Origin of the sequence: Pseudomonas sp. NPDC087342, assembly GCF_044744265.1 — a bacterium.
Lineage (GTDB): Bacteria > Pseudomonadota > Gammaproteobacteria > Pseudomonadales > Pseudomonadaceae > Aquipseudomonas > Aquipseudomonas nunensis.
This window is the reverse complement of record NZ_JBIUXZ010000001.1, coordinates 1,474,879-1,499,835: the sequence shown is the minus strand read 5'-3', so window position 1 is coordinate 1,499,835 and position 24,957 is coordinate 1,474,879. Positions and strand designations below refer to the sequence as shown.

Here is a 24,957-nt window from a genome sequence, read left to right as displayed (position 1 = left end):
GCAATGGAACTATGCTTTTCAGACATCTTATTGACTGTTCTCTATGTGCGGCCCAAATGAAAATTGATGATATCGATGCCTTCGTCGAAGTGATCCGTTGCCAGTCCATCAGCCATGCCGCCGAGTCGTTGCAACTGACTCAACCCGCGATTACCCGGCGGGTGCAGAACTTCGAGCAAGCGTTGGGCGTGGAATTGTTCGACCGCAACACCAAACCGCTCAAGCCTACTTTGATCGGAACCCGGGTGTATGAACAGTGCCGTTTGATCCTTCGGGAGATGGACGCATTGCGTGAACTCGTGGCGACGGACGCACCGCCGACCGGGCTGCTGCGCCTGGGCGTGCCGCAAACCATCGGCGACGTGGTGCTGCTCGATGCCCTCAAGCATCTGCGCGTCGAATACCCGGAATTACGCGCCCAAGTGGCGACGGGTTGGGGCAGTCAATTGGTTGGCAAGATCGAACGCGGTGAACTCGACGCGGCGGCAGCGCTGTTCCCGGCGGGCAAGATTTTCCCGGACAACATCATCGGCGAGTCCATCGGCAAGATGGAACTGGTGGTGGTCTGCGCCAAGGCCGAGGTGCCCAAGCGTCCGTGCAAACTGGCCGACGTTTACCAGAGTGGCTGGATTCTCAATCCCGACGGCTGCGGTTTCCGCGCCGGGTTGCAGCGGACCTTATCGGATCAAGGTCTGGCGCTGCGGGTCAACCTGGAAACCTTCGGCACCGAGTTGCAGCTGGGCCTGGTCGCCGATGGCCTGGGCCTTGGCCTGGTGCCGCGTCCCCTGCTGGAACGCAGTGCGCATTTCGATCAACTGGCGGTGGTGCCGCTCAAGGATTTCAAACCGGTGATGGACCTGTGGCTGATCTACCCGCACTTCCTCGGCAACCTGCAAGGGCCGGTGGATGCCTTTGGCAAACTGGTCGCCGGCTCGCTGCAGAAGATCAAGAGCGCCGCATGACGGCAGGCTGAAGACATAAAAAAAAATGATAATTAGCTTAGATTAAAATGTGCTTTTTATTATTTTTTTGCTTCCCATAGGCTGGCTGCAATTCTTAAGGCCATCCAGGAAGTTTTGCCATGAGCAGCGTCAGCCCGTTGTCCAGTGTCTCGAAAAATGTTCGCCAGCGCGTTACCCCTGAAGAATGGGAAGTCCGGGTCAAACTGGCCGCGGCCTATCGGCTGGCGGCGTTGTTCAAGTGGACCGATCACATCTACACGCACTTTTCCGCGCGGGTGCCGGGGCCTGAAGAGCATTTCCTGATCAACGCCTTCGGGCTGCTGTTCGATGAAATCAGCGCGTCCAACCTGGTCAAGGTCGACCTCGACGGCACCATCGTCGACGACCCGACCGGCCTCGGCATCAACTACGCCGGCTACGTGATCCACAGCGCCATCCACGGCGCGCGTCCCGACCTGCAAGCCGTCCTGCACACCCACACCCGCGACGGCATCGCGGTCTCGGCCCAGCGCGACGGGCTGTTGCCGATCTCCCAGCATTCCATCGCTTTTTCCGGGCGAGTGGCCTATCACGGTTACGAAGGCATTGCCCTGGACCTCGACGAGCGTGAGCGGCTGGTGGCGGACCTGGGGGACAAAAGCGTGCTGATCCTGCGCAACCACGGTTTGCTGACGGCGGGTGTCAGCGTTGAACACGCGTTCCAGCAACTGCAGAGCCTGGAGCGTGCCTGCAATATCCAGATCGCGGCACAGGCCGGTGGCAATGCCGAGCTGGTGTTCCCGCCGGCCGAAGTGGTGGCCAAGGTCGAGCAGCAGGCGGAGGCATTCAAGAGTGGAACTGGGCCGGGCGTGGCGCGGCACTGGAATGCGCTTATTCGGCAGCTGGAGCGGACTGATACCGCTTACAAGGATTGATGCAAAACCTGGGTTCACATCAAAACCCTGTGGGAGCGAGCTTGCTCGCGATGAGGGCATAACATTCAACATCTGTGTTGACTGTCCCACCGCTATCGCGAGCAAGCTCGCTCCCACAGGATTTGTGCCATGACTTGATTAAGGCTCGCGGTCCGCCAGCTCTTCCAGCAAATCCGCCGAAGGCACAAAGAACAACCCACCCGTGACCGCCGTGCTGAAGTCCAGCAAGCGATCATAGTTGCCCGCAGGCCGGCCGACAAACATGTTCTCCAGCATCAGCTCAATCGGCTCCGGCGAGCGCGCATAGCCGATGAAGTACGTGCCGAACTCGCCCGCGCCAGGCCGGCCGAACGGCATGTTGTCACGCAGGATTTTTACTTCCTGACCGTCCTGGGTGATGGTGGTCAAGGCGCTGTGGGAATTGCTCGGCTTGGCCGCATCATCGAGTTCGATATCCGACAGTTTGGTCCGCCCGATCACGCGTTCCTGCGCCTCGACGGACAACGCGTTCCACGCGTCCATCTTGTGCAAATACTTCTGCACCAACACGTAGCTGCCACCGGCAAACGCCGGGTCTTCATCGCCAATAATGGTGAATTTGGCCATGTGCCGATCATCCGGATTTTCCGTGCCGTCGACAAAACCGATGATGCTGCGCATGTCGAAATAGCGGAAACCCTGGACCTCATCGACCACCGAAACCGCATCGCCCAGCGCCGAGAGCAACTGCGTGGCCAGTTCGAAACACAGGTCCATCTGGTCCGCACGAATGTGCAGCAGGATGTCCCCCGGCGTTGCCACCGCGCGGCGTCCTTCGTCGCCGAATTCGCGGAAGGGGTGCAGCGAGGCCGGACGCGGGGTGCCGAAGAGTGTGTCCCAGGCGCTGGAACCAAAACCGCAAACGCAGGACAAGTAACCGGTCGGCACGCGTTTGCCGACGGAGCGGGTGAGGGCGGCGATGTCACCGCACCAGCCGCGGACTTTTTCCGCGGCATCGCTGCCGGGTGCCACGGTGGCCACGATGAAAATCGCGCTTTTGGTGATCGGGGCACAAACGGCTTGAGGATCAGGCGTAGGGTTGGTCATGGTGTGAGCACTGTCGTTGATGCGAAGTGCAAAGACAGTAGCAGGATAAAGGCTGTGAATCAGCCTTCGAGACGCTCCGGTCTGCTCGCGAAAGTGTCTTGTCAGTCACCAGCAATGTTGACTGTGAAATCGCTATCGCGAGCAAGCTCGCTCCCACAGGGGAGTTGCGTTGTCTGCGATGGGGGGCTTTACGCAGGGCAAATGTGGGAGCGAGCTTGCTCGCGATGAGGCCAGCTCAGTCAAATCAATGCCGCCTGTCAGGCCGCTTTCGCGAGCAAGCCCGCTCCCACACTGGTTTGTGGTGGTACAAAAAATTTGCATGCACCGCAGACCCCCTGTGGGAGCGAGCCTGCTCGCGAAAGCGGTGTATCAGCCAATATCAATATGGAATGTGAAACTGCCTTCGCGAGCAGGCTCGCTCCCACAATAAATCAGCGCCGGACACAAATTCTGCACACGCAGCTAATCCTGTGTAGGAGCAAAGCTTGCTCGCGAAGAGGCCATCACATCCAACACCGAATCAAGCCATTTAAGCCACTTTCTCCGCCGCCTGCCGCTCCCGCTCGGCCACCAACTGACGAACCAGGGGGATCAGACGCTTGCCATAGTCGATAGCATCATTAAGCGGATCGAAGCCGCGAATCAGGAACGTGGTAATGCCCAGGTCGTAATAGTCGAGCAAAGCTTCGGCAACCTGTTCCGGCGTACCCACCAGCGAGGTCGAATTGCCTTGCGCCCCAAGCAACCCGGCAATCCCGGTCCACAGCCGCTTATCCAGCCGCGAGCCTTGCGCCGCTGCCGCCAACAACCGCCGGGAGCCTTCGTTCGGCGGTTCGCGCCGCACGAAGCCATTCTTTTCCGCCAACGCCGTAGCCTGTTCCAGAATGCTTTCAGCACGTTCCCAGGCCTGCGCTTCGGTGTCCGCCAGGATCGGACGCAACGACAGGCTGAAGCGAATGCTGCGCCCATGCTTCGCCGCTTCGGCACGTACCTGGTTAACCACTTCACGCACCTGTTCGTAGGTTTCGCCCCACAGCGCGTACACGTCCGCATGCTTGCCCGCCACCGCAATGGCCGCCGCCGACGAGCCGCCGAAATACAGCGGGATGTGCGGCTGCTGCGGCGACTTCACCGCCGAGTGCGCGCCCTCCACCTGGTAGTACTTGCCCTGATAGTCGAAGGGCTTTTCGCTGGTCCACTCCTGGCGCAACACGTCGAGGTATTCATCGGTGCGGGCGTAGCGCTCGTCCTTGCCGATGTAGCTGCCATCGGCCCGCAGTTCGCGGTCATCGCCACCGGTAATGATGTGCACGGCCGTGCGACCACCATTGAACACATCGAGAGTATTGAACTGTCGCGCGGCCAGGGTTGGCGCGGCGAACCCCGGGCGATGCGCGATCAGGAACTTGAGGTTTTTCGTCACGCTGGCGGCGTGGGAAGCAATCAGCGTGCTGTCCGGGCTGTTGGAGTGGAACGCCACCAGCGCGCGGTCGAACCCGGCCTCGTCATGGGCGCGGGCGACGGTTTCCACATAGTCGGGTTGCAACACCGGGCCACTGCGCGGGTGGATCTCTGAGGAATGGTGGCCGCCGATGTAGCCGATAAATTCGATGCTCATGCTGAGTTCCTTGTCTTTAGAGATAGGCGTGATTCACCTCCACCGGGCAAGGGGTCGGTCCGTGGTATCGAAAGTAGGCGCTGCGAGGGCAGGCTGTGAAATGCCGTTTTGTTCTAAGTTAATTATTAATTTAATGAATCATAATAAATTTAAGATATCAGCAATCCGCATTTTAATCGTGGCCGGACATGCGCGCCGCGAAGGACGCGGGCTGAACGCTTTAATTATGCAAATAATTTATCTGGATCATGCGCTATCTGATTTTTAATCATATTAGGTTATTCCCAAAAAGAATTTCACTGGCGTTTTTTATGCGAATAGCATGAATCCGAAGCCATGATTTTGATGAGGAAGGAAGCCTGATGACCGAAAAGACCTTCGATACACCGAGCGCCAGCAGCTCATTTTCCGTCAACAAGGCGATTGATAGCCCACGTGCGTCGCGGCTGATCCCCAACTGGCTGAGCAATTGGCGAACCCCGGAAGTTTTCCTGCGCTTGCTCAGCCCGATTGCGCTGCTGTTGTTATGGGAGCTGGCCTCGCAGTTCGGCCTGATCCCGCAGCGGGTCATCGCCGCGCCGTCGCAGATCGGCGGCACGCTGTGGGCGATGATCATCTCCGGTGAGCTGGGCAAGCATTTGCTGGTGTCCCTGCAGCGTGCGCTGTTGGGCTTGAGCATCGGGGTCAGCGTTGGCGTGGTCGCGGCGCTGATCACCGGCCTGTCGAAACGCGGCGAGGTGATCCTCGATTCGCCGATGCAAATGTTGCGCACCATTCCGTCCCTGGCGCTGGTGCCACTGTTCATCCTCTGGTTCGGCATCGGCGAGTTCACCAAGATCGCACTGATCGTCACCGGCACTACCTTCCCGGTGTACCTCAATCTGTTCTCCGGCATCCGCAATATCGACCCCAAATTGATCGAGGCCGCCAACACCCTCGGCCTGAATCGTCGCGAGTTGATCTGGCACGTAATCCTGCCGGGCTCTTTGCCTTCGTTCTTTGTCGGCTTGCGGTATTCGTTGGGGATTTCCTGGCTGGCTTTGGTGTTCGTCGAGCAGATCAACACCACTGCCGGCATCGGTTTCCTGGCCAGCGATGCCCGGGACTTCATGCGCACCGACGTGATCGTTATCTGCCTGTTGATTTACAGCGTCCTCGGTTTGTTGATCGACGGACTGATCCGCACGCTGGAGCGTTTCGCCCTGGCGTGGCGCCCATCTTTTGTGAGGAACTGACATGTCGAACGTCGATATTCTGGACGCACCATCCACAGCGCCCGTGCAACTGCGCAACGTAGTACGCCAGTTCGGTCAGCAACGGGTCATCGATGGCCTGGACCTGGACATCGCACCGGGCGAGTTCGTCGCGTTGCTCGGGGCCAGCGGTTCCGGCAAGACCACGTTATTGCGCAGTCTGGCCGGGCTCGACAGCATCGACAGCGGCCAGTTGCGCGTGCCCAAGGCCCGTGCCGCGGTGTTCCAGGAGCCACGCTTGATGCCGTGGAAACGCGCCTGGAAAAACGTGATCCTCGGCCTGCACATCCCGAATGCCAAGGAGCGTGCGGTGCAAGCCCTGACCGAAGTCGGGCTGGCCCATCGCCTGGAAGCCTACCCGGCAACCCTCTCCGGCGGCGAAGCGCAGCGAGTGGCGCTGGCCCGTGGCCTGGTGCGCGAGCCCAAGCTGTTGCTGCTCGACGAGCCGTTCGCCGCCCTCGATGCCCTGACCCGGATCAAGATGCATCGGTTGATCATCGAACTGTGGCGCAAACACACGCCGGCGGTGCTGCTGGTGACCCACGATGTGGACGAAGCGATCCTGCTCGCCGACCGGGTCATCGTGCTGGCCAACGGCAAGATTGCCGAGCAGTTGACCATCGATTTGCCCCGCGCTCGCGACACCGGGCAGGACGGTTTCCAGGCCATTCGCGCACGCTTGCTGAGCCTGTTGGGCGTCGAAGTGGAAAGCGCTGCGGTGGCTGAGCGTCAACCGGTGCTTCGGCGGTTTGCCCATGCTTGATCGACCTCTATGGAAATCGGCGATGCTGTTGCTGTCAGGTGCCGCGCTGTTGCTCGGTGGCTGCGGTGATACCGTCGAACCCAAAAAACAGACGGACTTGTCCAGCGTCAAACTGATCCTCGGCGATCAAGCCAAGGGCCTGCGCACGGTGGTCGAAGCGGCCAATGCGCTGGAGGGCATTCCGTACAAGGTCGAGTGGGCCAACTTCCAGGGCGCCGCGCCGTTGTTCGAAGCCTTGCGTGCCGGTGCTGTCGATCTGGGGCCGGCCGGTGATACGCCGGTGCTCGCGGCCGCCACCGGTGGCACGCCGTTGCGCATCGTCGCGGTCCGCCGCAGTCAATCTCGAGGCATCGGCATTCTGGTGCCGCAGGATTCGCCGATTTACAGCGTCGCCGATCTGAAAGGTCGCAACGTGGTGGTGTCTTCGGCCAGGGGCAGCATTTCCCAATACCTGTTGATTCGTGCACTGGCCAACGCCGGGGTCGATGAGAAGGACGTCAACGTCGGCTTCGTCCTGCCCACCGACGCTTTGTCCGCGTTCAACGCCGGCAAGATCGAAGCCTGGGCCACGTTCGGTATCTACCAGGCGTTTGCCGAGCAGCAGGGCGCCCGGGTGTTGATCAGCGGCGAAGGCATCAACACCGGACTGACGTTTATCACGGCCTCGGATGAAGTGCTGACTGACCCGCTCAAACGCCAAGCCCTCAGCGACGTCTTGCAGCGTTTCGCCAAGGCCTTCGAATGGGCCCGGCAAAACCCCGACGAGTACGCGCGGGTGTTCGCCAAGGCCAACGATGTACCGCTGGAAGTTTCGCAGCGGCTGCGCAGTTGGGGCGATGAGTCGCTGGTGCCGGTCGAGCCACGCGACGTCCAGGCCTTGCAGCAGGTGGATGATTTATTTGTCGAGAAGAAGATCTTTCCGCACCGTGTGGACGTAGAAAAATTCACCGATGCGCAGGTGTTTTCCAGTGAGTCATTGGCGCTGAGTCGAAGCACTTCCGCCCAATAAAACCGGGTTGTTCCCCAACAACGCTCCTGTCTCTGGCAGGGGCGTTTTTGTGCTTCTGAATCAGCAAAAGCCTGGATGAAGCGAACCTAAGCTAATGCAAAAAAGATATTTATTACGAGTTTTTAAGATCGTTTAGCTTGGATGCATCGCCACACAAAACATCGTTTCACATGGGAGTGAATCATGCCGCATCCACTGGACATCACCACCTTGCCGACCCTCGACCTGTCATTGCTCGACGGCACCCCGGCACAACGCCAGGGCTTTCTTGACGACCTGCGCCACGCCGCCCGGGACGTGGGTTTTTTCTACCTGACCGGGCATGGCATCGACAGCCATTTGCTGAGCCAGGTGCAGGGTCACGCTCGCCAATTCTTTGCCTTGCCTGACAGCGAAAAGACCGCGGTCGGCATGATCAACTCGCCACACTTTCGCGGCTACAACCGCGCCGCTTCGGAGATCACTCGCGGCAAGCCTGACCTGCGTGAACAGTTCGATCTGGGCGCCGAGCGCGAGGTGTTGCCGCAAGATGAAAACAGTCCGTTCTGGGCGCGCCTCCAAGGCCCCAATCAATGGCCGGCCGCACTGCCGGCGCTCAAGCCGTTGCTGCTGGATTGGCAGCAAGCGATGACCCGCATGTCCCTGCGCCTGCTACAAGCTTTCGCCCAGGCGCTGGCGCTGCCACACGACGCGTTCGATCGTTTGTACGGCGACAAGCCCAACGAGCACATCAAGCTGATGCGCTATCCGGGGCAGGGGCCTGGCGGCAGCCACCAAGGCGTCGGCGCACACAAGGATTCGGGTTTCCTGAGCTTCCTGCTGCAAGACCAGCAGGCCGGTTTGCAAGTCGAGATCGAAGAGGGCCGCTGGATCGATGCGCTGCCTCGGGACAACACCCTGGTGGTGAACATCGGCGAATTGCTGGAGCTGGCCAGCAACGGTTATCTGCGTGCCACGGTGCACCGCGTGGTGTCGCCGCCAAAGGACAGCGAGCGCTTGTCGATTGCGTTTTTCCTCGGCGCGCAACTCGACGCGGTGGTGCCGTTGTATCCCTTGCCCACCGCGTTGTTGCGCGAAGCGCGGGGCCCGGCGAGTGATCCGGACAATCCGTTGTTTCGTGACGTGGGCTGGAACTACCTCAAGGGCCGCCTGCGTTCGCATCCCGATGTCGCCCAGCGTTTTTACGCCGATGCACTGATCCCCAAAGCACTGTCTGCCTAATCAAAAAGGACTGCGAACATGTTGAAAAAAACAGGATTGACCCTGGCCGTGCTGGGCGCTCTGGTGACCTCTTTCAGTGCCTTGGCCGTGGAGCCATTGCGCGTCGCGGCGGACCCGGTGCCCCACGCGCAGATTCTGGCGTTCGTGCAAAAGCTCGACCCAAAACTGAACCTCAAGGTGATCGAGATTCCCAACGGCGTGAACTCCAATGAGCTGCTGGTGCACGGTGATGTCGATGCCAATTACTTCCAGCATTTGCCGTACCTGAAGTCCCAGGAACAGGCCCTCGGCGAAAAACTCGCGGTGGCGGCGACCGTGCATATCGAACCGCTGGGGATCTATTCCCATCGTCACAAAACCTTCGCTCAGGTCCCGCAACAAGGCACCGTGGCCGTGCCGAATAACGTCACCAACCTCAGCCGCGCGTTGTACCTGTTGCAGGACAACGGCCTGATCAAACTCAAGGCTGGCTTCAACGACCCGGCCACCGATCAGGCAACGCCAAAGGACATCGCCGAGAACCCGAAACAGCTGAAGATCCTCGAAATCGAATCGCCGCAAATCCCTCGCGCCCTGGATGACGTGGACCTTGCGGTGATCAACGGCAACTACGCGCTGGAGGCCGGTCTGTCGCCGGCCAAGGATGCGCTGGGGCTGGAGAAGGCCGCGCACAACCCTTATGCGAATATCCTGGTGACCACGCCAAAATTGCAGGACGACCCACGGATCAAGCAACTGGCCAAGGACCTGACGTCGCCGGAAGTGGCCAAGTTCATCACCGATAACTTTGCCGGTTCGGTAATCCCGGTGGTGCCGGTGAGCGTCGCGGCCAACAAGCCATGATCGTCGTCGAGCAGTTGAGCAAAACCTACGGGCCAGGGCAGGCACCGGCGCTGGATCAGGTGTCCCTGAGCATTCCCGATGGCGCGATCTACGGGATCCTGGGGCGCAGTGGGGCGGGCAAATCGACGCTGCTGCGTTGCCTCAATCTGCTCGAACGGCCCAGCGCCGGGCGCATTTTGCTGGACGGCGAGGACCTGACGGCGCTGTCCGACATCGAACTGCGCCGCCAGCGCCAGCGCATCGGCATGATCTTCCAGGGCTTCAACCTGCTGCACTCACGCAACGTCTTCGACAACATCGCCGTACCGCTGGAAATCGCCTGCGTCGGTAAAGCGCAGCGTCATGCACGGGTCAAGGAATTGTTGGATCTGGTGGGCCTGAGCGACAAGGCCCAGGCGTTTCCTTCGCAACTGTCCGGCGGGCAGAAACAACGGGTCGGCATTGCCCGGGCCTTGGCGGCGCGACCGGCGTATCTGCTGTCGGACGAAGCCACCAGCGCCCTTGACCCGGAAACCACCGCTTCGATTTTGCAACTGCTGCGCGACATCAATCGCCAGTTGGGCCTGACCATCGTGCTGATCACCCATGAGCTGGACGTGGTCAAGTCGATCTGCGATCACGCCGCTTCACTGGCCCACGGCCGATTGGTCGAGGCCGGGCCGATTACCGAATTACTGGCCAATCCGGATTCCAGCCTTGGTCGCTCACTGCTGCCGGGCTACAGCACACCGTTGGGCAGCGATGCCCTCGACCTGAGTTTTTTCGACAACCTGTTGGCCACCCCGGTGCTCAACGAACTCAAGCAACAAGGCGTGGAGCTGGACCTGCTGGCCAGCGGCGTGGAATCCATCGGTGGGCGACGCGTGGGGCGTCTGCGCGTGGCGTTTCGGCAGCCTGCGGATGAGCCGAAATTGAACCAGGTGGTGGCGTTTCTCAAGCAACGTGGGGTCAGGGTGGAGCGCTCATGAACCGTGTGATCGACTGGAACGAGATTTTCCAACTGGTGCTGACGGCCACCGGCGAAACCCTGTACATGGTGCTGTTGGCGGGTTTGTTCACCTTGCTGATCGGCTTGCCGCTCGGTGTGTTGCTGTTCATCAGCCGCAGCGGCGGTTTGTTCCCGATGCCACGACTCAACAAAGGTCTGGGCAGCCTGGTCAACCTGGGGCGCTCGTTGCCCTTCGTGGTGATGCTGATTGCCCTGATCCCGCTGACCCGGCTGGTGGTCGGCACGACTTTGGGCAGTACCGCCGCCGTGGTGCCAATCACCATCGGCGCCTTTCCGTTCTTCGCGCGCATCGTCGAAAACGCTCTGGACGAAGTCGACAAGGGTCGCATCGAAGCGATCCTCGCCATGGGCGGTGATATCTGGCATGTGATTTTCAAAGTGCTGCTGCCCGAAGCGCTGCCGGCGCTGCTGGCGGGCATCACGCTGACGTTGGTGATGCTGATCGGCTTTTCTTCCATGGCCGGGGTCATCGGTGGCGGTGGACTCGGTGACTTGGCGATTCGCTACGGCTACCAGCGTTTCAACAACCAAGTGATGGTCGCCACGGTGGTGGTGCTGGTGATTCTGGTGCAGAGCGTGCAAAGCCTCGGCGATCGGTTGGTTCGCTCGTTGGCGCACCGTCGATGAGGCCGCTGGCCGTGGCGCCCGAGCCACTGATTCGTGTGCGTGAACTGAGCAAAACCTTTGGCGCCAGCCGCGCGCTGGATCGGGTCAGCCTGGAGATTTATCCCGCCGAAGTGGTGGCGCTGCTGGGCGCCAACGGCGCGGGCAAATCGACCCTGGTGAAGATTCTTGGCGGCAGTCAGGCCGCCGATTCCGGTGAATTGTGGGTCGATGGCCAGCCCCGGCATTTCGCCTCGCCACTGTCGGCGCGGCGGGTCGGGATTGTCGCGGTGCATCAGCAGGTCAACGATGGCATTGCCCCCGGTTTGAGCGTGGCGGAAAACCTCTTGCTCGATGAACTATGCCAGCCCGACGCGGACTTCTGGCTCAACCGCAAGCGCCTGTTCGAACGCGCCGCGAGCATCGCTGCCGGCCTTGGGCTGGAGCTGCCATTGGAGCAACCGATCGAACGTCTCGGCCAAGCCGAACGGCAACTGGTGGTGCTGGCCCGGGCCTTCGCCCTGCAACCGCGCTTGCTGATTCTTGATGAACCGACGGCGGCGCTCTCGGACGTCGAGGCCCAGCGGTTGTTCGGTTTGATCGACACCTTGCGCAGTCGCGGGGTGGCGATTCTGTACATCTCCCATCGATTGTCTGATCTGCAGCGGGTCGCCGACCGCGCCATCGTCCTGCGTGACGGGCAACTGGCCGGCGAATTCAGCGCCCGCCAGTTGCCCGAAGCGGTCGAAGCCATGCTCGGGCACGCGCTGGACACCCATGTTTATGAACCGCGCACGGCGGGGCGGGAAGTCCTGTCTTTGCTTGGGGCGAAAATCGCTCCGCAAAAGCAGGCCTTCGATTTGACCCTGTGCGAAGGCGAAGTGGTGGTGCTCACCGGGTTGCTCGGCGCCGGCAAAACCGAGATCGCCGAAGTGTTGTTTGGTCTGCGAGAAGCGGCGGCCGGCACGTTGCAACTGGACGGCGTTGACTGGCAGCCGGGCTCACCACGGGAAGCGATTCGCAGCGGTGTGTTTTTCGCCGCCGAGGATCGCGCCAGCCAGTCGTTGATCGCCGATTTCTCCCTGCGCCGCACCCTGACTTTGCCATTTCTCGAACGCTTCACCCGTGGCGGTTTTATCCGCAACCGCGCGGAGGCTGCGGCGGTGGAAGCGCAGGTCGCGGCACTCGGGATCAAGACGGCCGGTATCGACGTGCCGATGAGTGCACTGTCCGGCGGCAACCAGCAGAAAGTCGTGTTGGGCCGCTGGCTGTTGGGGGAAGGGCGGGTGTTGATTCTTGATGAGCCGTTCCAGGGTGTCGATGTGCGCTCCCGCCGCGAGATCGGCCAATTGCTGCGCGACAGTGCCGCCGGCCGCGCCACCCTGGTGATCTGCGCCGATGTCGACGAAGCCCTGGAAATCGCCGACCGGATTCTGTTGGTGCGCGATCACGCCGTGGTCGCCGAATACCCCCGCGCCGGCCTGAGCCGCGCCACGCTGGTGGCGGCGCTGGCTGGCGTCGAAGCCACGTTTTCACCTGTTCAAGCCACGCCAAGGAGTAGAGCGAGTGCCTGATTCGAGTTCGTTGTTATCGACCGCCCCCGCACCAGGGGAGCGTCTGCTGCAAGCGCTGATTCGCTATGGATTGCTCTGGGTGCTGGCGCTGATCGTGGTGTTTTTCAGCTTCGCCGAACCGGCATTCCTGCGGGTCGGCAACCTGTTCAGCATCTTGCAGTCGGTGTCGATTGTCGCGTTGCTGGCGTTGGGCGTGACCCTGACCATGGCGGTCGGCGGCCTCGATTTGTCGATTGGCGCGGTGGCGGCGATGAGTTTGATGATCGCCAGTTACGTGATGGTGGTGCTCGGTTGGGGCGCGGTGCCAGCGGTGCTGATCAGTCTCGCGGGTGGCGCGCTGGTGGGGCTGCTCAACGGCTGGCTGATCGTGAAGATGCGGGTTCCGGACATTCTCGCGACCCTCGGCAGCATGTTTCTGGTGATTGGTGTGCAGCTGATTCCTACCGGCGGGCGCTCGATTGCGGTGGGCATGACCCTGCCCAATGGCGACGAGGCCGAAGGCACCTTCAGTGCGCTGTTTCTGGCCCTCGGTCGCGGGCGGCTGTGGGACACGGTACCGATCCCGGTGTTGATCACCGCTGTGGTGGCGCTGGTGGTGTGGCTGTTTCTGGAGCGCACGCGCATCGGTCGTTTGTTCTATGCCATCGGTGGCAACGAGCAGGCTGCACGTCTGGCGGGGGCGCCGGTGCAGCGATTCAAGTTGCTGGCCTACGTACTTTCAGCGGTGCTCGCATCGTTGGGTGGCTTGTTGCTGGCGGCGCGCTTGGGCCGGGGCGATGTCAGTTCCGGCAATGGCCTGGTGCTCGATGCGCTGGGCGCGGCGTTGATCGGTTTCGCGGTGCTCGGGGCCAAGAAACCGAATGCCTTCGGCACCCTGGTCGGCGCGTTGCTGGTGGCCACGTTGCTCAATGGCTTGACCATGCTCAACGCGCCGTATTACGCGCAGGATTTCGTCAAGGGACTGGTGCTGGTACTGGCCCTGATGTTCACTTTCGGCCTCGCGCATCGGGCGCGTTGAGCCGCTTTTAACGTTCGACCAAGGAAGCTGTATGCGCGGATCACTCAAGGTTTTTGTTCGTCATTGCCTGGCCACCGCCGTGTTCTCGGCGCTGGCGCTAAATGCCCAGGCCAAGGCACTGCCGGGGGCGCCGGCGCCGTTCGACAAGGGCAATGTGCAAATTGCCCTAGTGGGCTATTTGTTCTCCGGGGATTTCACCGAAGCCTATTTGCGCGGCGTCGAGAAACAGACCGAAGCCCTGGGCGCGACCTTGCGCGTGTTCGACGCCCGACAGCAGGCGGCCAGCCAGCGCGAGATGATCGATCAGGCGATTGACCTCGGGGTTGACGGCATCATCGTCCAGCTCGGTCTGGCAGAAACCCTCAAGGGCCCGATTGACCGGGCCATCGCCAAGGGCATCAAGGTCGTCGCGTTCGACGTCGACCTGAACACCCCACAAGTCACCCAGGTCGAGCAGGATCACCACGCTTTGGCGCGTCTGGCACTGGATCAAGCGGTCAAGGACAACGGCACGCGCTTCGATGCCGGTTACGTCTACATCAGCGGCTTCACCCCGATGGAGCGCCGCGACGAGATCTGGAGTCAGGTCAAGGCCGCGAATCCGGGGATCATCGAGAAGGCGCGCTTCGGTACGCTCAATCCGCCGATTGCCAACTCGGTCGCGGATCAGGCCAGCGCCGTGTTGCGCGCCAATCCGGGGATCAGCGTGATCTTCGCGCCGTTCGACGAGTTCGCCAAAGGCGCGAAAATCGCGGTGGACGAGTCGGGGCTTGGCAAGAAAGTGAAAATCTACAGCGCGGATATTTCCACCGCCGATATTCAGATCATGAAAGAGCCGGACAGTGCGTGGGCGGCGACGGCGGCGGTGAATCCGCAAGTGGCCGGGGCGATCAGTGTGCGCAGTCTGGCGATGCTGATTGCCGGGGAGAATCCGGGGCATAAAGTGCTGGTGCCGCCGACGTTGATTACCCGGCAACAATTGTTGGATCTGGATGTGAAGAACGTTCGGGACCTGGCGCAGAAACTGCCAGCGTTTGGTGATACGGCGAATGTGGCGCGGACTTCGTGGATTCCTGCTGCGGACTAACATTGCCCTGACTACTGTTTACATACCCTGTGGGAGCGAGCTTGCTCGCGATAGCGGTCTATCAGTCAATATTTATGTTGAATGTTAAACCGCTATCGCGAGCAAGCTCGCTCCCACAGGGTGCTGTGTTTTATTGAAATAAGTGGTTTGGCTTAGTTGATTTTTTGCCGATATAACCTAAGTAGTATTGGTTCTTTTCCAAACTTAAACGCCTCGTCTAGCATCGCCCCTGTACTAACTTTGGGGTTCTACCGCTCGGGTGCTATTGCACTTGAAAGCATGCTTTAACAGCGTTCGCTGCCTTCCTGATTACTAAAACTACAGCAGACATTGCCGTGCACTTTTTGCCGACTTCTTTTTGTCGGCAAGGGCCGGGTATTAGCTGCGATAAAAGGAGCTGTTCCATGTATCACCGTTCTCGTTCATTACTCGCCGCTGCTGTAGTCACAGCAATGACGCAACTTCCCGTGCAGGCCGAAGAAACTTCTGCACGCGCCGACGACGACACTCGGTTGGGAACCGTGCTGGTCACCGGCACCCGTGGCACCGCCCGCACGGTGCTGGATTCGCCAGTGCCGGTGGACGTGCTGACCGCCGAGGATCTCAAGTCCGCCGGGGCCAGTAACGGCGAACTCGGCCAGGCGTTGCAGACGTTGTTGCCGTCGTTCAGTTTTCCGCGCCAATCCAACTCCGGCGGCGCTGACCATGTGCGGGCCGCGCAGTTACGCGGCATGAGCCCCGATCAGGTGTTGGTGCTGGTCAACGGCAAGCGCCGCCACACTTCAGCGCTGGTCAATGATTCGTCGAAGATCGGCCGGGGCACGGCGCCGGTGGACTTCAACTCGATTCCGATCAGTGCAATCAAGCGCATCGAAGTGCTGCGCGACGGTGCCGGTGCGCAATACGGTTCCGATGCGATTGCCGGGGTGATCAACATCATTCTCGACGACGCGCCGGAGGGCGGCGAAGTCTCCACCACCTATGGCGCCTACCACACCCATCAGGATGCGATCGGCAAGACCACCACCGACGGCCAGAACAGCATGACCACGGCCAAGATCGGCACACGGCTTGGCGAGGAGGGCGGGTTCATTCGTGGCGGCACCGAGTACAAGGATCGTGACCCGACCAACCGCGCCGGTTTCGACGGCTTCGCCGATACGCCGGGCCAGCGCAACTACGTGATGGGCGACGGCATCGCGCGGGACGTCAACGCCTGGTTTAACTCCGAGTTGCCCCTGGCCGGCGGCAAGGCCTATTCCTTCGGCACTTACAACGAACGCCACACCACTGGCGCCGAGTTCTATCGCTACCCCTCCGAGCAGCCGCAGTTCTACCCCAACGGTTACCTGCCGCAATCCCTCGGCGACAATCAGGACATCTCCGCCACCGCCGGTTTCAAGGGCCTGATCGGCGACGACTGGGACTTCGACAGCAGCGTCACCCACGGCCGCAACCACTTCGATTCCGCGACCCGGCGCACCCTCAACGTCACCCTCGGTGCCGATTCGCCAACCCGGTTCGACACTGGCGAATACGAGCTGCGCCAGACCACCGCCAACCTCGACTTCACCCGCGAGTTGCGCCTGGCCGGGCGTCCGTTCGTGCTGGCCCTGGGCGGCGAATACCGCTACGAAAACTACCTGACCTTTGCCGGCGACGAAGCTTCGTACATCGGCACGGGCGCGGACGGCGCGAACGGTTTACGCCCGAGTGAAGAGGTGGACCTGGACCGCAACGTGTTCGGTACCTACGCCGAGTTGTCCGGCGACCTCACCGATCGTTTATTCGTCGACGCCGCCACGCGCTGGGAGCGTTACGACGACGCCGGCAGCAAACTCACCGGCAAGCTCAGCGGACGTTATCGATTGACTGATCAATGGGCGTTGCGCGGCGCGGTCTCCAACAACTTCCGCGCGCCGTCCCTGGCGCAGATCGGCTTCCAGAACACCACCAGCAACTTTGGCGACGGCGGCACGCTGACCGATATCCGCGTGCTCTCGGTCAACGACCCGATTGCCCGCGCCCTCGGGGCTGAAAAGCTCGATCCGGAAACCTCGAAGAACTTCAGCCTTGGCCTGACCGCGCAACTGAGTGAGCGCTTCGATGCCTCGCTCGATGTGTTCCGCATCGACGTCAAGGATCGGGTGACCTTGTCCCAACGCATCGGCAGTGACGCGCTGGAGCAGTACATCAACGACAACTTCGGCGTGGCCGGCGTGCACGACGTGAACTTCTTCACCAACGCCGCCGACACCCGCACCGAAGGTGCCGAACTGGTGCTCAACTACCACCAACCGCTGTACGAAGGCTTGCTGGGTTTGACCACGGCCTACACCTACAACCACACCAAAGTCACCAAGACCAAGAGCACGCCGTCGCAACTCACCGCGCTGGGGATCGGCAACGACGCGCTGGTTGGCGTCGAGGAACGCAACACCTTGACCGACGCCGCGCCCAAGGATCGTTTCATGATTTCCGCGAATTGGGCCAGTCAGCATTGGGGCCTGCTCGGGCGCCTGACCCGTCAGGGCGAAACCACTCGGGTCTTCGATTTCGGCGATTCGCAGCCGGAGCAGACCTACGGCGCGGTCTGGCAACTGGATGCCGAAGTGCAATACAAATTCACCCCCAAGTTCGACATCGCCCTGGGCGGCAACAACCTGACCGACAACTACCCGGAGCGCTCCAAGTCGGAAATCAACTACGGCGGCAACCTGCCATATGACGTGCTGTCGCCGATCGGTACTAACGGCGCCTACTACTACGCTCGCGCCACTTACGGTTTCTGAGAAACACCGCCATCCACTTGGGTGGCGATTAACCGGCCCTTAGAAAGAGACTTGCGCCGGTTGCGACAGCCGCAGCACCGACAGGTCGCCGGTAATCCGCTTCCACGCGAGGCGAATCGCTTCGATGTCCTTGTCATGGCGGGCGTCGTTTTCGTGGAGAATCACGATGACTTTGGTGCCCAGGCGCTCCGGCTCCTTGGCGCCGTGGTCACGCCATTGGCCGTAGGCGTCGAGCACGCTGAAGCCGTCCGGAAAGCGTGGCGTGACCTCTTGATCGAGAAACTCGCGCCAGCGCGCGGGGCTGATCACACCTTGCTTGCCTTCCAGTGGTCCCACCGAGAAATACAGCTCGGTGCGCACCCATTGCGCCTGCGCCGGACGCGTGGCGTCGCCTTGCAGGGTCGAACTGGCGGGATCCTTGGTATGAACAGAAACGGGCGGTGGGCTGGCACACCCGGCGACCGCCAGGAACAGTGCAGCCAGTAAAAGGCGTTGAGGCATGGAACGTCCTTATTTAGCGAGTTGGAGAGCGTGGTTATTATAAGGGGGCGGCTTAATAGCTAGAAAAGATTAAAAAATCAGCCTGGTGGTAACTAACGGCATAAGCAGCGGGGTGAAAAAAGTTGCGGCTGTTTAGAACGAATATTTCTTTCAGTTATTTATATAGCTTCCGGTCGAATATCCATGACCGATGAAAACATGCCGCAGTATTCATATTTTCCGTCATGACCATCAATAAGCTTCTACAGCAGTCACAAGTGTCCCGTGCGCGACACTAAGTCGGCTCCGGCGTCCGTTTTTGCTGTTTTGTCACCCTCTTGTCGCCCGGTCACCAATCCTTAGAATCCACTCCATCAGCTTCGTCCAACTATTCAATCCTTCGGGGAACAACACCATGATGAACGCCATGCAGATGCAAATGCCGATGAACGCCAACATGCCAATGATGCCGATGATGGGCATGCCGATGATGATGGCGACCATGTCGTGCGACATGATGGACGACGGCATGATGTGCAAAATGATGCCAGCTGCTGGCATGGACATGGCGATGTTCAAGAACAGCGCTGAAATGATGCAGATGATGATGAACTGCGGCATGCCGATGATGATGCATTGCGGCAACATGAGCATGATGTGCATGTCCCAGGCGGCCATGGACCATGCCGATGATGAACATGATGATGCCAATGCCGATGATGGGCATGCCAATGCCATCGATGAAGTGCGTCATGGAATGCACCATGATGGATGACTGCATGATGTGCAAAATCATGCCGATGGCCGGCATGAACATGGACATGATGAAAAACTGCTGCACCCTGATGATGAAAATGATGAACGACTGCAGCATGCCGATGATGATGAGCTGCAACGGCATGCCGCTGATGTGCTGCACCTGCTGATACCGGGCAGTACAAAAAAAGCCCCCGCAGGCCATTAGGCCGCGGGGGCTTTTTCATATCTGAAATCACCAAAAATCAAAATTGTAGGAGCGAAGCTTGCTCGCGAAAGCGGTCTTTCAGTCGACATTGTTGTTACCTGACACACCGCCTTCGCGGGCAAGCCTCGCTCCTACAGTTGATCGCGGTCGTACACAAAATTTGCGCCCATCGTCGATCCCTTGTGGGAGCGAGCTTGCTCGCGAAGGCGAAGTATCAGTCAACATCAATGTTGAATGGAAAATCGCTATCGCGAGCAGACTCGCCCTCACAGAGGGATTTGTGTATTTGATAAATAAATCCGTCTCCTTCGCTTCAGTCCAGACGAAGCAACTATTAAATAATGCTGTCCCGTTTTTTCGTTGATAGAGTTAATTCCAGCCTTCGAATATGAACTCATCAATGCTTATCGACAGGAAACTCAGGGAGAACCTTATTTTTTTGAGATCAGCACCCGTTATGGTGCACAACACAGGATTAGGGTTTGCTCGGTTAATAACATCGGCCCCAACTAATTTACCGGTGCTGTTATAGACTAGGATGTCAGTATATTCGCCTCCGCTATCGCTGTTGACGTACCAAAAGCTTATTTTCTTGCAGGTCGATGTTATCTCAATATCACAGTTGCGGCTCATGGAGTTAGATCCGTCTATTCGAAGGATCTTTCTATTAGGGCTGTTTCCAAAATTGTGAGTCTCAATAAAAGCTGGCATTTGCGCATGAGTTATAGTTAGTGTTGGTAGTGTGAATGGGACGACTATTCTTTGATCGGCAATACTTTCGAAGTCCTCTCTTTTCTCGTCAGATGCCCTGACGATATATGTGCGCACCGGAAACTTCACCGCCGTCGCATCATTCGCCACTTTGTCCAGGTTCACCTTAAATACAATACTCAGCGTTGCACCGTCCCTGCGTCCCTTCAACCAGTTCAAATAGTTCTGCAAAGGCAACATTATCTCCGGTTCATAGTTGTGTGCCTGCCCGGTCCAGATTACCAATGGCACATTCGTGCCGTCAGCTCCGGGGCAACTTAACGTCAGATAGACACGTTGACCCACCGCCGGAAAAGGCCACCGATCAATCAACAACGTATCGGTGCCAACCAGTTGGTTGACATCCAGTTCATTGCCTTGGGCGCGACTGATCCTGGGCGTTGGGAAGCCGGGATGTTCATCAGGAATACGCTGCACATTCAGCACCAACGGCAACGACGCTTTTGCTGGCACGCCACCTCGACTGACTGCGTAACTCACCGTCACGTCTCGGCCCAGGTTGTAGGCGACGAGCAATACCGAGATTTCGATGTTCTGACCGATTTCCCGTACCGGTTTCGCCTCGCTAGTGTAGGAACCGGAACCTGCCGCACCTGACCAGGTTACGCTCAGCAAATCATCGGGTTGTAAGGTGCCGGGAACCTGCACGGTCAGGGTGAGCGTCGCCCTCATCGGATCGAGGGTGCCGCCGCTCGCTTCCTTGATAGCTGGCGCGTCCCAATCCGGCAGCGCATTGCCAACACTCAACACCCGTTTGCGCGAAAACCGTGTCGCCTCAGTCCCGCGCTTGCGGTAGTAATCCACCTCCACCGTGCCATTCACATTGGGATGAATATGCTCCGCGCTGACCAGAAACGGCACCGGTTTGCCGGCGGTCTGGGTGGTCAGGGGGATTTCATACAGCGGATGCGCACCAGTGACCGAACCGGTCCAGCGCAGGCCGACGGTGTCGCCCGGCAGAGTATCCCCCGGCACGTTGAACGGCGCGATGACGTTGGCGCCGTTCGGGGTTTTTTCCGGTAGCAGCACATCGCCGTCGGCTTCGGTGATCTCCGCCCGGTTGAAGTCGGGCAGGGCCACGCCGACGTTGAGGTTCAGCGGCAGGGATTCGCGTTCGCTGCGCACCGTCAGGTCATCGTTGGCCACCACGTAGTAGAGCCTCAGGGTGCCGCCGCCCAACGGGGCAATTTCACTGCCGGGCAGGTCGCGGGTGATGGCTGATCGGCCGTCACTGTCGGCGACGATGATGCGGATCGGGTAATAGGTTTCGCTGCCGCCCGGACGTTGGCCCTGGCAATGGATCGTGATCAGGTCGCCGGTTTTTCGACCTTCGAAGTACGCCACGGAAATCGTCGCATAGGGTGCATCCGCGGGCAGGGTTCCGCCCGGGGCCTGCGCCACGCTTGGTGCGGGTAAACGGTTGATGTTGCCGCGCACGCTGACGCTGGCGTTTTTCGACGGACGATCCGCCTCACCGCTGCGGATGCGCACGTAGGAGACCGTGGCGTAGCCTTGGGCGATGGCTTTGACGGCGGCGTTGGGGATGGTGAAGTCGAGCTGAAAGGGCACAAAGTTCACCAACTCCAACAGCGGCCCGACGATGATCGGTGTGCCTTGGGCTGGTGTGCCGGTCCAGGTCAGTCGAACGGTGTCGCCCACTGCGAAGTCCGCGACAGGGGTATAGACCCGCACATTCACATCGTCATCGCCCAACTGATCGAGGTCGATGCTGTCGGTCGGCAGACCCGCCACCAGCACCAGCGGTGCATCCAGTCGATTGCCGCCCAGATCCACCAGCACATAGGTGTATTTCGCCCACGGCGCGCGTTCATCCGGGCGGTTGTCGACGCAGTCGATGACCTGAAAGGTCACCACCACGCGCGGGCCATCCCCGGCGGCTTCGATCACGGCGCGGGTGAAGGTGATGATGATCGGGTTGTTGACCGGGTCGTTGACTTGCGCCTGGGTCACCGGGTAATGCATGACTTCCTGACTGCCCCAGCGGCAGACGATGCGGTCGTACGCGGTCATGTGTTCGTAGGGCTCGATGCGCATCTGCACGCCGCGGTTCGCCATGTCGGCGTCGACGCCGCCGGAGATGTCCGTGAGGAAGCTGTACTTGAACCCGGAATGCCCCTCTTCAGGACTGTCGTCATAACCGCCGGGGCGGGTGGTCTTGACCAGGTAGGTCTCCAGCGGGTCCGAGCGTTCCGAAGTCTGGCCGCGTCGCGTGACCTGGTAAAACACCGGCTCCGCGTCGCCCTCCAGAACCTGACCGCGAGGGATCCAGAGCACCACTTGTTTATCCACTTCGTGATCAAACTCGATGGTTTTACTGACGGCCGGCGAGGTGAGGCTCTGCCAAGTCACATCAACCCGATCGCCAATTCCCATGATGTTCCAGGGCGGGATGATGCACTGCAGATTCCCTTCGAGGGCCCGAATCGGAATCCCGCCGGCGTAGTGCCGCGGGTCGGCCAGGGTGGTGCTGGACGGGAAGTACGGCGGGCGCAAGGTCAGGGGTGCGCTGGACGCTTCGGACTCAACTGCCGGGATTTTGGTCATGGGAACGCTCCTTCACCGCAAAACGGGGCTGGCCGGAAGGGGCCAGCGGGATGGAGGTATCAAGCGGGAAAGGGTAGTGGGCTGGCTACTGTCAGATCTGACAGTAGCGACGAGTGGAGAGCTGGCAGACGCCAAAACTGTAGGAGCTGAGCTTGCTCGCGAAATCGGTGGTTCAGTTGACGAATGTGTTGGAAGTAAAATCGCCTTCGCGAGCAAGCCCGCTCCCACAGGGGGATGGAGTTCAGTCCAGGCGTTCGGGGTAGGTGACTACCAGGTACGCGACGGCCTCACTGTCCGCCGGGTTGCGATAGCGGTGGGGCTGGTCGGCGTAGAACAGGATCGAGTCGCCGGTGGAGAGCAGGTAACGTTCATCGTTGACGCTGATTTCCAGCACGCCTTGGGATACCACCAGGTTTTCCTGGACACCGGGGCCATGCCCCTCGGAAACATCCTCACCCAACGGGCTCAAGCGCAGCTCGTAAAACTCCGATTGCCGTGCCACGTCGAACGGAAACAGCGCCCGGCTGACAAACGCACCACTGGCACTGACCAGGCGTTTGCTCTGGCTCGCCGACAACACCGCCACGCCTTCAAAGGCGCGGTGCTCAAGAAACGCGGCCACCGACACTTTCAGACCCTTGGCGATTTTGCACAGGACTTTGATCGACGGCACGCTGCGCCCGGATTCGATCTGCGCCAGCATCGCCCGGCTCACGCCGCATTGGCGGGCGAGGGCATCAAGGGACAGATGTCGCTTGCCGCGCAGGCGTTGCAGGTTCTGCGCGACACGCTCGCAGATCGGGTCTTCTTCCTGTGATTCCAGGTTATTCAAATCCACGACAGGCTCGTCGGCGCTCGCCAGAAAGCGCGAGGGTTGCTGCCCGTTCACGCGTGACGCGTCTCGGAAGCCTGGGCCGCTTGCACCCATTGAAAGGCCTGCAAACCGGCGTTGCGTGCGTACATTTCCCACATGGCCCGCGCCCGTTGCTGAGCCTGTTTGCGTTTGCGGTAGCTGGCGAAGTCGATGACGTTGGCAGTCGGATTCATGGGGCACTTCACTGTGTGATGAATGACGGGATGAGCTGACAGTACGCGAATATTTTTATAACGATAAATACTGATTTTGTATTTATTAATTCGTTTTGGTTCTTATAGGGGCAGTGGCGGGGCGCAAGTGTTGGTGGGGCAACAGGGATTCGGCAGGCTGTGCGCGGGCGATACATGGAGCTAAACCGACGTTATGGACTAACTGATTGATAGTTAAGTATTTATTGGCTGGCACGGAGGCTGCAATGGCTGTTTGCAGTCAGCCCCCGAAGAGATCGCCCCATGACCCAGACACTGCCCCAGGCCTTGTTGCTACAAGCCGCCACCCGAGGTTCGGCGATTGCCCTGCGTTACAAACAGTTGGGTATCTGGCAGGTCCGGCGCTGGAGTGAAGTGGCGCAGGACGTCAGCCGTCTCGCTGCGGGTTTGCAGCAACGTGGGTTCGGTTGCGGCGATGACTTGCTCATCATTAGTCAGGCCCGGGCCGAAGCCTTGTTGCTGGCACTGGCAGCGCAATGGCTGGGCGGCAGTGTCACGCTGTTGGACCCGGACCTTGATCACCGGCATCTGTTGGCCACGCTGAAACCAGCGTTTGTACTGGCCGAAACCCTCGACGCCGTGCAGCAGGTTCGCAGCGCCGATCACGCGCCTCGGGTTCTGTTGTACCTCGACGGACGTGGCCTGAATGCCGCCACCGATACCGGGTTGAGCGCGTATGCCGAATTGACGGTTGGCATCACCGCCGAGCCCCCGGCCCCCGTCACGGAGTCAGCGTCAACAGCCTTCGTATTTCATCGTGCTGATGACAGCCAACCCCAGCGTTTAAGTCACGGCCAGTTGCTGGAGGGCGCGCGCAAATTGATCGCACGGGAAAACCTCAGCGCCGATGAAGAAGCGCTCGCCGCCCGAGTGTTCGCCGCCAGCGGTCAGGCCCGTTATCTGCTGGCGCCCTGGCTGAGTGCCGGGTTCTGCCTGAACTTTCCCGAAGCCCTGGCCACTCGCGACACCGACCGCCGTGAGCTCGGACCGACCTTGGTGCTGGGCACCCACGAATCCTATGCACGCCTCGAACACTGGGCCCGGGAACGCTTGCCGTTGCCAGGCACGCTCAGTCATCACCTGTATCGCTGGGCGATGGTCCCAGATGCGCACGGGGTCCGGCGCTGGCTCGGCCATTGGTTGATCCGCCGACCCTTGCTCGATGTGTTGGGCATGAGCCGTTTGCGCGTGCCGTTGCTGGTGGGGCCGGCCCTGACCGAGGACAGCGCGGCGTTCTTCGCGGCGTTGGGGATTCGTCCCGGCCACTGGCAAGAACCGTCCACACCGCGTGAACCCGCCGAAGTCCTGGCCCACCTGATTCCTCACTCCGTCTGACGAG

General features: G+C 60.2%; 21 protein-coding genes and 1 pseudogene. 16 read left to right on the top strand and 6 right to left on the bottom strand.

Translation table 11 applies throughout. The features are described 5' to 3' along the window. The first annotated feature begins 56 nt into the window (after positions 1 to 56). Together ACIOYV_RS06775 and ACIOYV_RS06770 are read left to right on the top strand one after the other, a co-directional pair. Positions 57 to 962: a LysR family transcriptional regulator gene (locus ACIOYV_RS06775; RefSeq protein ID WP_401322070.1), complete on the top strand. Its 906-nt coding sequence runs from the start codon at positions 57 to 59 to the stop codon at positions 960 to 962. 119 nt (positions 963 to 1,081) lie between these two features. After that, positions 1,082 to 1,876, top strand: a complete 795-nt coding sequence (locus tag ACIOYV_RS06770; protein ID WP_054614454.1) for a class II aldolase/adducin family protein — start codon at positions 1,082 to 1,084, stop codon at positions 1,874 to 1,876. 138 nt (positions 1,877 to 2,014) lie between these two features. Here ACIOYV_RS06770 and ACIOYV_RS06765 read toward each other — a convergent pair whose 3' ends face one another. Together ACIOYV_RS06765 and ACIOYV_RS06760 are read right to left on the bottom strand one after the other, a co-directional pair. Further along, positions 2,015 to 2,962 (bottom strand): Dyp-type peroxidase, encoded by a 948-nt coding sequence (locus ACIOYV_RS06765; RefSeq protein WP_401322067.1) that lies wholly within the window; start codon positions 2,960 to 2,962, stop codon positions 2,015 to 2,017. Between the two features lie 529 nt (positions 2,963 to 3,491). Further along, entirely contained in the window at positions 3,492 to 4,580 is a 1,089-nt protein-coding gene (locus tag ACIOYV_RS06760; RefSeq protein ID WP_163914519.1) for an LLM class flavin-dependent oxidoreductase, read from the bottom strand. A gap of 61 nt (positions 4,581 to 4,641) precedes the next feature. Here ACIOYV_RS06760 and ACIOYV_RS06755 point away from each other — a divergent pair, with 61 nt between their 5' ends. The 12 genes from ACIOYV_RS06755 to ACIOYV_RS06700 all read left to right on the top strand — a co-directional run bounded on the left by ACIOYV_RS06755 (position 4,642) and on the right by ACIOYV_RS06700 (position 17,752). Further along, complete coding sequence (locus ACIOYV_RS06755) at positions 4,642 to 4,848, top strand: hypothetical protein (protein WP_401322064.1); 207 nt, start codon at positions 4,642 to 4,644, stop codon at positions 4,846 to 4,848. Between the two features lie 94 nt (positions 4,849 to 4,942). Next, positions 4,943 to 5,815 (top strand): ABC transporter permease, encoded by an 873-nt coding sequence (locus ACIOYV_RS06750; protein ID WP_401322061.1) that lies wholly within the window; start codon positions 4,943 to 4,945, stop codon positions 5,813 to 5,815. A gap of 1 nt (position 5,816) precedes the next feature. Next, positions 5,817 to 6,596, top strand: coding sequence for an ABC transporter ATP-binding protein (locus ACIOYV_RS06745; RefSeq protein ID WP_054614458.1), 780 nt, complete (start codon positions 5,817 to 5,819; stop codon positions 6,594 to 6,596). A 22-nt stretch (positions 6,597 to 6,618) separates the two neighbouring features. Next, a complete protein-coding gene (locus ACIOYV_RS06740; RefSeq protein WP_401322058.1) occupies positions 6,619 to 7,605 on the top strand; it encodes an ABC transporter substrate-binding protein in 987 nt (328 codons plus the stop codon). Positions 7,606 to 7,788: 183 nt separating this feature from the next. After that, positions 7,789 to 8,826: an isopenicillin N synthase family dioxygenase gene (locus ACIOYV_RS06735; protein ID WP_401322055.1), complete on the top strand. Its 1,038-nt coding sequence runs from the start codon at positions 7,789 to 7,791 to the stop codon at positions 8,824 to 8,826. A gap of 18 nt (positions 8,827 to 8,844) precedes the next feature. Beyond that, complete coding sequence (locus ACIOYV_RS06730; RefSeq protein ID WP_401322052.1) at positions 8,845 to 9,669, top strand: MetQ/NlpA family ABC transporter substrate-binding protein; 825 nt, start codon at positions 8,845 to 8,847, stop codon at positions 9,667 to 9,669. Next, positions 9,666 to 10,637 carry a methionine ABC transporter ATP-binding protein gene (locus tag ACIOYV_RS06725; RefSeq protein WP_401322049.1) on the top strand — a complete coding sequence of 324 codons (972 nt, stop codon included), beginning with the start codon at positions 9,666 to 9,668 and terminating at the stop codon, positions 10,635 to 10,637. Before ACIOYV_RS06730 ends, ACIOYV_RS06725 begins: the two co-directional genes overlap by 4 nt. Further along, positions 10,634 to 11,305, top strand: coding sequence for a methionine ABC transporter permease (locus tag ACIOYV_RS06720; RefSeq protein ID WP_401322047.1), 672 nt, complete (start codon positions 10,634 to 10,636; stop codon positions 11,303 to 11,305). The genes ACIOYV_RS06725 and ACIOYV_RS06720 overlap by 4 nt, the downstream gene beginning before the upstream one ends. Then, positions 11,302 to 12,855, top strand: coding sequence for a sugar ABC transporter ATP-binding protein (locus ACIOYV_RS06715; RefSeq protein ID WP_401322045.1), 1,554 nt, complete (start codon positions 11,302 to 11,304; stop codon positions 12,853 to 12,855). The genes ACIOYV_RS06720 and ACIOYV_RS06715 overlap by 4 nt, the downstream gene beginning before the upstream one ends. Then, complete coding sequence (locus ACIOYV_RS06710) at positions 12,848 to 13,873, top strand: ABC transporter permease (protein ID WP_054050734.1); 1,026 nt, start codon at positions 12,848 to 12,850, stop codon at positions 13,871 to 13,873. Before ACIOYV_RS06715 ends, ACIOYV_RS06710 begins: the two co-directional genes overlap by 8 nt. A 31-nt stretch (positions 13,874 to 13,904) precedes the next feature. After that, positions 13,905 to 14,960 carry a substrate-binding domain-containing protein gene (locus tag ACIOYV_RS06705; RefSeq protein ID WP_401322041.1) on the top strand — a complete coding sequence of 352 codons (1,056 nt, stop codon included), beginning with the start codon at positions 13,905 to 13,907 and terminating at the stop codon, positions 14,958 to 14,960. 404 nt (positions 14,961 to 15,364) lie between these two features. Continuing rightward, entirely contained in the window at positions 15,365 to 17,752 is a 2,388-nt protein-coding gene (locus ACIOYV_RS06700; RefSeq protein ID WP_401322038.1) for a TonB-dependent receptor plug domain-containing protein, read from the top strand. Positions 17,753 to 17,791: 39 nt separating this feature from the next. Here the strand turns inward: ACIOYV_RS06700 and ACIOYV_RS06695 are convergent, their stop codons facing one another. Further along, the gene (locus ACIOYV_RS06695) at positions 17,792 to 18,253 is read right to left on the bottom strand and encodes a DUF3574 domain-containing protein (protein WP_401322035.1); all 462 of its coding nucleotides are present in this window, start codon (positions 18,251 to 18,253) and stop codon (positions 17,792 to 17,794) included. A gap of 394 nt (positions 18,254 to 18,647) precedes the next feature. On the opposite strand from ACIOYV_RS06695, the pseudogene ACIOYV_RS06690 reads away from it, so the two are divergent. After that, positions 18,648 to 19,158: pseudogene (locus tag ACIOYV_RS06690) on the top strand (hypothetical protein). A gap of 407 nt (positions 19,159 to 19,565) precedes the next feature. Here ACIOYV_RS06690 and ACIOYV_RS06685 read toward each other — a convergent pair. The 3 genes from ACIOYV_RS06685 to ACIOYV_RS06675 form a co-directional block, all read right to left on the bottom strand. Beyond that, positions 19,566 to 22,532, bottom strand: a complete 2,967-nt coding sequence (locus tag ACIOYV_RS06685; RefSeq protein WP_401322032.1) for a hypothetical protein — start codon at positions 22,530 to 22,532, stop codon at positions 19,566 to 19,568. Between the two features lie 241 nt (positions 22,533 to 22,773). Continuing rightward, on the bottom strand, positions 22,774 to 23,421 hold the full coding sequence (locus tag ACIOYV_RS06680; RefSeq protein ID WP_054050744.1) for a helix-turn-helix domain-containing protein: 648 nt from the start codon (positions 23,419 to 23,421) through the stop codon (positions 22,774 to 22,776). Then, a complete protein-coding gene (locus ACIOYV_RS06675) occupies positions 23,418 to 23,579 on the bottom strand; it encodes a hypothetical protein (protein WP_177332730.1) in 162 nt (53 codons plus the stop codon). The genes ACIOYV_RS06680 and ACIOYV_RS06675 overlap by 4 nt, the downstream gene beginning before the upstream one ends. A gap of 282 nt (positions 23,580 to 23,861) precedes the next feature. On the opposite strand from ACIOYV_RS06675, the gene ACIOYV_RS06670 reads away from it, so the two are divergent. Continuing rightward, on the top strand, positions 23,862 to 24,953 hold the full coding sequence (locus ACIOYV_RS06670; RefSeq protein WP_401322027.1) for an AMP-binding protein: 1,092 nt from the start codon (positions 23,862 to 23,864) through the stop codon (positions 24,951 to 24,953). Positions 24,954 to 24,957: the final 4 nt, after the last annotated feature.

Excerpts from the sequence above, each read along its gene's own strand:
- ACIOYV_RS06775 (WP_401322070.1), top strand. The coding sequence starts at position 57 with ATGAAAATTGATGATATCGATGCCTTCGTCGAAGTGATCCGTTGCCAG.
- ACIOYV_RS06770 (WP_054614454.1), top strand. The coding sequence starts at position 1,082 with ATGAGCAGCGTCAGCCCGTTGTCCAGTGTCTCGAAAAATGTTCGCCAG.
- ACIOYV_RS06765 (WP_401322067.1), bottom strand. The coding sequence starts at position 2,962 with ATGACCAACCCTACGCCTGATCCTCAAGCCGTTTGTGCCCCGATCACC.
- ACIOYV_RS06760 (WP_163914519.1), bottom strand. The coding sequence starts at position 4,580 with ATGAGCATCGAATTTATCGGCTACATCGGCGGCCACCATTCCTCAGAG.
- ACIOYV_RS06750 (WP_401322061.1), top strand. The coding sequence starts at position 4,943 with ATGACCGAAAAGACCTTCGATACACCGAGCGCCAGCAGCTCATTTTCC.
- ACIOYV_RS06745 (WP_054614458.1), top strand. The coding sequence starts at position 5,817 with ATGTCGAACGTCGATATTCTGGACGCACCATCCACAGCGCCCGTGCAA.
- ACIOYV_RS06740 (WP_401322058.1), top strand. The coding sequence starts at position 6,619 with ATGCTGTTGCTGTCAGGTGCCGCGCTGTTGCTCGGTGGCTGCGGTGAT.
- ACIOYV_RS06735 (WP_401322055.1), top strand. The coding sequence starts at position 7,789 with ATGCCGCATCCACTGGACATCACCACCTTGCCGACCCTCGACCTGTCA.
- ACIOYV_RS06730 (WP_401322052.1), top strand. The coding sequence starts at position 8,845 with ATGTTGAAAAAAACAGGATTGACCCTGGCCGTGCTGGGCGCTCTGGTG.
- ACIOYV_RS06725 (WP_401322049.1), top strand. The coding sequence starts at position 9,666 with ATGATCGTCGTCGAGCAGTTGAGCAAAACCTACGGGCCAGGGCAGGCA.
- ACIOYV_RS06720 (WP_401322047.1), top strand. The coding sequence starts at position 10,634 with ATGAACCGTGTGATCGACTGGAACGAGATTTTCCAACTGGTGCTGACG.
- ACIOYV_RS06715 (WP_401322045.1), top strand. The coding sequence starts at position 11,302 with ATGAGGCCGCTGGCCGTGGCGCCCGAGCCACTGATTCGTGTGCGTGAA.
- ACIOYV_RS06705 (WP_401322041.1), top strand. The coding sequence starts at position 13,905 with ATGCGCGGATCACTCAAGGTTTTTGTTCGTCATTGCCTGGCCACCGCC.
- ACIOYV_RS06700 (WP_401322038.1), top strand. The coding sequence starts at position 15,365 with ATGTATCACCGTTCTCGTTCATTACTCGCCGCTGCTGTAGTCACAGCA.
- ACIOYV_RS06695 (WP_401322035.1), bottom strand. The coding sequence starts at position 18,253 with ATGCCTCAACGCCTTTTACTGGCTGCACTGTTCCTGGCGGTCGCCGGG.
- ACIOYV_RS06685 (WP_401322032.1), bottom strand. The coding sequence starts at position 22,532 with ATGACCAAAATCCCGGCAGTTGAGTCCGAAGCGTCCAGCGCACCCCTG.
- ACIOYV_RS06675 (WP_177332730.1), bottom strand. The coding sequence starts at position 23,579 with ATGAATCCGACTGCCAACGTCATCGACTTCGCCAGCTACCGCAAACGC.
- ACIOYV_RS06670 (WP_401322027.1), top strand. The coding sequence starts at position 23,862 with ATGACCCAGACACTGCCCCAGGCCTTGTTGCTACAAGCCGCCACCCGA.